The sequence below is a fragment of the Candidatus Cloacimonas sp. genome, assembly GCA_035403355.1.
In the GTDB taxonomy this organism is placed as follows: domain Bacteria; phylum Cloacimonadota; class Cloacimonadia; order Cloacimonadales; family Cloacimonadaceae; genus Cloacimonas.
Genome location: DAONFA010000037.1, coordinates 15,297 through 20,221, shown reverse-complemented (window position 1 = coordinate 20,221; position 4,925 = coordinate 15,297). Strand labels below are relative to the sequence as shown.

The 4,925-nt window shown below is 38.3% G+C and carries 4 protein-coding genes and 1 other RNA gene; 2 read left to right on the top strand and 3 right to left on the bottom strand.

Annotated features, from left to right (window positions below; all coding sequences use genetic code 11):
• The first annotated feature begins 585 nt into the window (after positions 1-585).
• A complete protein-coding gene (locus PLE33_08295; protein ID HPS61241.1) occupies positions 586-1,827 on the top strand; it encodes an MFS transporter in 1,242 nt (413 codons plus the stop codon).
• A gap of 114 nt (positions 1,828-1,941) precedes the next feature.
• Here PLE33_08295 and PLE33_08290 read toward each other — a convergent pair whose 3' ends face one another.
• The 3 genes from PLE33_08290 to PLE33_08280 are packed head-to-tail and all read right to left on the bottom strand — an operon-like array spanning position 1,942 to position 3,979.
• A complete protein-coding gene (locus PLE33_08290; protein HPS61240.1) occupies positions 1,942-3,000 on the bottom strand; it encodes an AI-2E family transporter in 1,059 nt (352 codons plus the stop codon).
• A 12-nt stretch (positions 3,001-3,012) separates the two neighbouring features.
• Positions 3,013-3,744 carry a hypothetical protein gene (locus PLE33_08285; GenBank protein HPS61239.1) on the bottom strand — a complete coding sequence of 244 codons (732 nt, stop codon included), beginning with the start codon at positions 3,742-3,744 and terminating at the stop codon, positions 3,013-3,015.
• 52 nt (positions 3,745-3,796) lie between these two features.
• Positions 3,797-3,979, bottom strand: coding sequence for a hypothetical protein (locus tag PLE33_08280; protein HPS61238.1), 183 nt, complete (start codon positions 3,977-3,979; stop codon positions 3,797-3,799).
• A gap of 326 nt (positions 3,980-4,305) precedes the next feature.
• On the opposite strand from PLE33_08280, the gene ssrA reads away from it, so the two are divergent.
• Positions 4,306-4,660, top strand: a transfer-messenger RNA (tmRNA) gene (gene ssrA, locus PLE33_08275).
• Positions 4,661-4,925 lie beyond the last annotated feature (265 nt).

The window sequence follows — 4,925 nt, the reverse complement described above, 5'->3', positions numbered from 1 at the left end:
AATTTTTGTTTTAACTCTAAACCGAGCTTCAGCTTTGACAGTATCGGACAAAAGATAAATTTCCTGTTACTTCTGCATTTTGTTGCAACCACAGAAGAATCGGTTTAGAGTCAAAACAAACAGAATCAATTCCTTCTTATTTCCGCTATGCGGCTAATGAGATTCCCGTATCGTTCCCATATCGCGATACGAGAACGATACGGGAGTCATATCGGAGGGTTATTGAGAAAATTCCGGGGTCTCTTTGGGAATGCCAACCCCTTTATTTAGTTGACAATTATCTGCCTTTTGCACAAAAGGATAACTAATAGTTCCGGTATTTACCGTTACTATCCAATATGTTTAAAAAGACGGGAGATACCATTGCGCTTGGCATTTGCAAATTTTGCCTTATATTGTGTGATGTAGTGTTTTCTGCCGGTGCTGAAAAGAGAAAAGAAAATTTCTTCTAATTTCCTTTTTAGAGTAAAAAAGTCCTTGTCATTCCTGCTTAAACGGAGTTCCGGATAAATGGCAGAGAAAAAAAGTATTTTCAAGAGAGAAGTAATATTATAGAAATGCTTTAGCTTCAACAGGAGTTTAGTAATGCCCGAAATGAAAAGTGAACAATGTCCGAAAGAAGGTCTCATCCCTAAAATCATTCACTTTTTTGCTCTCAACAGCAGTATATTGGGAATGCTGATAATGGTTATCCTTGTAGGGATGGGTGAAAAAATGGCGGAAAGATTTCTGCCATTATACATCATTGCTATGGGTGGCAGTTCCATAATTATCGGTCTATTGAATGGGATGGATAATTTATTAAGTGCCCTATATTCTTTTCCAGGTGGCTGGTTGGCAGATAAATTCGGCTATAAAAAGGCACTTAAGGTTTTTAATTTAATGGCAATGTTCGGTTATCTGATTGTGGTTATTTTTCCTTCCTGGATAGCTGTTTTGGTGGGAGCAGTTTTTTTCATTTCCTGGACGGCAATTTCCCTGCCGGCAACAATGAGCTTGATTTCTTCGGTAGTTCCGGCAAATAGACGCTCAATGGGAATTTCTTTAAATTCCATTGTAAAGCGGATTCCGATGTCCTTAGGTCCTATTCTTGGGGGTGCTTTAATTTTGCGTTATGGCCGCATTCAGGGAGTCCGCTATGCTTTTATGGTGGCTTTTATTTTAGCTGCCGTAGCGTTAATGGTGCAAGGCAAATTCATTCAAGATCAACCTCCGGAAGCTAAACCTGACAAAAGTAAAAGTTCTCGCCGCTTTTCTTCCAATTTGAAGCATTTGCTTGTTTCCGATATTCTGGTGCGTTTTTGTGAACAGATTCCGTATGCCTTTGTAGTTGTATGGGTTGTGGAGAATAATAACATTAACGAATTGCAGTTTGGTATTTTAACTACGATTGAAATGGTTACAGCAATGCTGATTTATATTCCGATTGCCTATTTGGCGGATAAAAGCACCCGCAAACCTTTTGTAGCCATAACTTTTGCCAATTTTACCATTTTTCCTCTGGTGCTGCTGATCAGCCATAGCTTTTCCGCAATGGTTATTGCCTTTATTATTCGGGGTTTGAAAGAATTTGGCGAGCCGACAAGAAAAGCATTAATTATGGATTTGGCACCGGAAGATGCGAAAGCATATACTTTTGGAACTTATTATTTGATTCGGGATGTGATTGTTTCTTTTGCAGCTTTTGGAGGAGCTTTTCTCTGGCAGAAAAGTCCCGATTTAAATTTTATCACGGCTGCAGCTTTCGGTCTTCTGGGAACGCTGTATTTTATTTTTAGGGTGAAAACAGGGAAATCTGGAAACCTGGAAATGACGAATAAAGAATGAAGAGCACAAAAAAAACCAGTGATAACAAGCAAATAAAAGGTAGTTATCTTTAATAGGGCTATCCTGATATCTTCAATGTTGCAAAGCTCTCTTTTTCGCTTTAGGAGTAGTGAATTATTCGCTGCTGATAAGAGCGGAGATAAAATTATTGGGGGCAACCTGTTTTAAAATAATATTGATGGCAGCAGTTAAGGGAACGCAAATCAGCATTCCTACTATTCCCCAAAGCCAACCCCAAAAAATTAAGGAAATCAAAACCATTATGGGAGTGAGATTTAACTGCACTCCCTGTAACTTTGGTTCTATAATATTACCAATCAGCATCTGCGTGGCAACAATAAGCAAAGTAAAAATTAACCACAAAAAACTGAAACCACTCTGCAGCAGGTAAATTAGAATAGGAATTGCAGACGAAATGATAGAACCCACATCAGGAATAAAATCCAAAACAAAAAGCAAAATTCCGCACACCAGAATAAAATCCACTCCGAAAATAAGCATCCACAGCATACAAAGCAGCGCGGCAGATAGATTAACCAAGGTTCTGATGGTTAAATAGTTCTGAATTTGCTTCTCTATATTTTGCAAAATATCCAGGGTTTGTTCCTTACTTAATTTGGTGGTGGCTCTTCTCAGTCGCAAAGGCAGTTTGTCAATTTCCAAGAGCAGAAAGATAAGGAAAAAGATAATCAACAGAATATTCTGAATGATACTTACAAAAGTGTTCACTGTATTGCTTAGAAATTGAGGAATGGAGATAAAGCCGCTGCTCAAAATCTGGGCTATATTAGCTATGGAAATATTCTCCGAACTGATATTCCAGTTATTTGCCAGGTTCTGAATGAACTCCGTAAACTTGGAGATAAGAGTAATAAACTTATCCTGATAACGCGGCAAACCACTAATTAAACTATTGGAAGCAGCATAAATTAACAGAATTACTACTCCTAAAAAAACAGCTATAATTACCAAAGTAAGCAGTAAAATCAAAGCCATCGGGATTTTACGCTTTTTCAGATAATTGATTAGAGGAGCAAACAGAAAAAGCAGAAAAATGGCAAAGACCAGAGGAATGAATATACTTTTAAGCGTTTTAAGAATATATGCCACTATCGGCAAAGCAATTATTAGCAGTAAAATTCTTATCCAGCGTAGCTCTGCAATCTCATCCACAATAATTGCTCTCTAATTTATCTTCGGCTCTTCTTCTATAATAGCGGGGTTTTCTTCTTCAAGAAGAGTTGGATTTTCCTCTTCCGGAGGTATATTCTCTTCTTTTATAAGGGTGGGAATTTCCTCTTCCGGAGGTATATTCTCTTCTTCCTGCTCAGAAATTGTTTCCTCTGCAGGATATTCTTCTTCCCAGCCCTGAATTTCGGAGGCAGGATATTCCTCCGGCTGCTCAATATATGAAGATTCGGAGCTTTTCTTAATCCCTGTAAGGAGAGTGGAGATACCCCCTAAAATAAATCCGATGTTTGCTATCCAGAAACCTGGCTGAACTTTAAGCGAAATAGTACTTCCCCACTTCAGATTGGCATCTAAAAAATTACTAAATGACGATATCATTTGCGGTATTTCTATATTCAATAATTGAAGTGAAATAACTCCCAAAATGCTGATATAAGCAGGCAGAGGATACATCTTTAGCGGTAATACCAAAGCCATAATCAGTGCTGCAATCGCCAGGATAAAAGCTACTATTGCAAATAGTTGAATACCAATTGCGGGATTTTCATATTTACCTTCCCCCGAGGAACCATTAAATATATTAGCTAGATCTAATTTTACTTCACCACCGGTAACCAATTTTACCCCACTTAAGGAGGCAACTTCTGACTTGTCACAACTTATCAGAAAAAACGGCATAAAAAACGCAAGAATCACGATCGCGTAGAATATAGCGGATAATTTCATTATGTTCTCCCTTTCCTATTTATATATACGATAATATAAATCGCATATAATGTCAAGTAAAATCGGTCTCACCTTTTTTGAAATCGGCTAACTTTTTGGAATCGGCGAGCTTTTTGGAATCGGCTAACTTTTTGGAATCGGCGAGCTTTTTGTAAGATACAATATTCTCCTGCCTTCCGGAATATGCTCCCCCAGTTATTACTCCCCGAACAATAAGATTACTACTGGTCTCCAAACAGAAAATCGGGAGATAAAAAAAATGAAAGATGCCCTTACAACTGAGCTTTTTTCTCTCAATATTAGGGTATTACTGTATTGGGAAAATTCATTCTTGTTATAAATTGCTTTTTTTACTTCGGGATAAGGGAAAAGCTCCGTTGCCAGTGAAAAAGACGGTGGATAGTGGCTTTCGGGAAAGCAGGTGAAAATTGTAAGGCAAAAAGTCCTCAAGCAAAAATACTATTTGACAGCGAAGGTATATTGATTATTTTGGTTATCGTAAGAGAGTTTTTTAGGGGCAAAAATCAGTTTTCCATTTTAAGTTCTTTTATACAGTTCATAGGGGGTGAAATGGTTTCGACAGGGAATCAGAGTGCTCTAAATGCATACCGGAGATTGTTATACCACTCCGTTAACAAGTAACAAAAACGCAAATTAACTGCAAACAACAATTACTCTTTAGCAGCATAAGCTGCTAACGTTCAACTTCTTCGGTCCGTCGGAAGAAGATTGGGCGTCGGAACAGTACGGATGCGGTAGAACTGATTGCTGATAAGTTCTACCCAAGAAAAATCAGCTGCAGGAAAACAGGTCTGATTGTCTTTCACTGCTTTCCTTAAGATAAAGACAACTAAGTATGTAGATTTTGGGGTGATCGGTTTTCTGGACGCGGGTTCGATTCCCGCCACCTCCACCAGAAAGGTGAATGGGTTAACAGGTTAACAGGTGAAGGGGTTAACGGGTGAACAGGTTAACGGGTTAACAGGTGAATGGGTTAACGGGTGAACAGGTTAACGGGTTAACAGGTGAAGGGGGGAAGTGGAAAATAGAGTGTTGAGCGTGAAAATAGAGAAATAGAAAGTGGAGTAACTAAGTGATTATAAAATTTACAGGTAAAACAATAAAGATAGAGAGGTAGTATTAAATGATGCATACGGATTTGGAAGTTTATAAATCCAGTT

What these genes read in the sequence shown, in the direction of transcription:
- PLE33_08285 (HPS61239.1), bottom strand. Translation starts at nt 3,744, where the DNA reads ATGAAATTATCCGCTATATTCTACGCGATCGTGATTCTTGCGTTTTTT.
- PLE33_08295 (HPS61241.1), top strand. Translation starts at nt 586, where the DNA reads ATGCCCGAAATGAAAAGTGAACAATGTCCGAAAGAAGGTCTCATCCCT.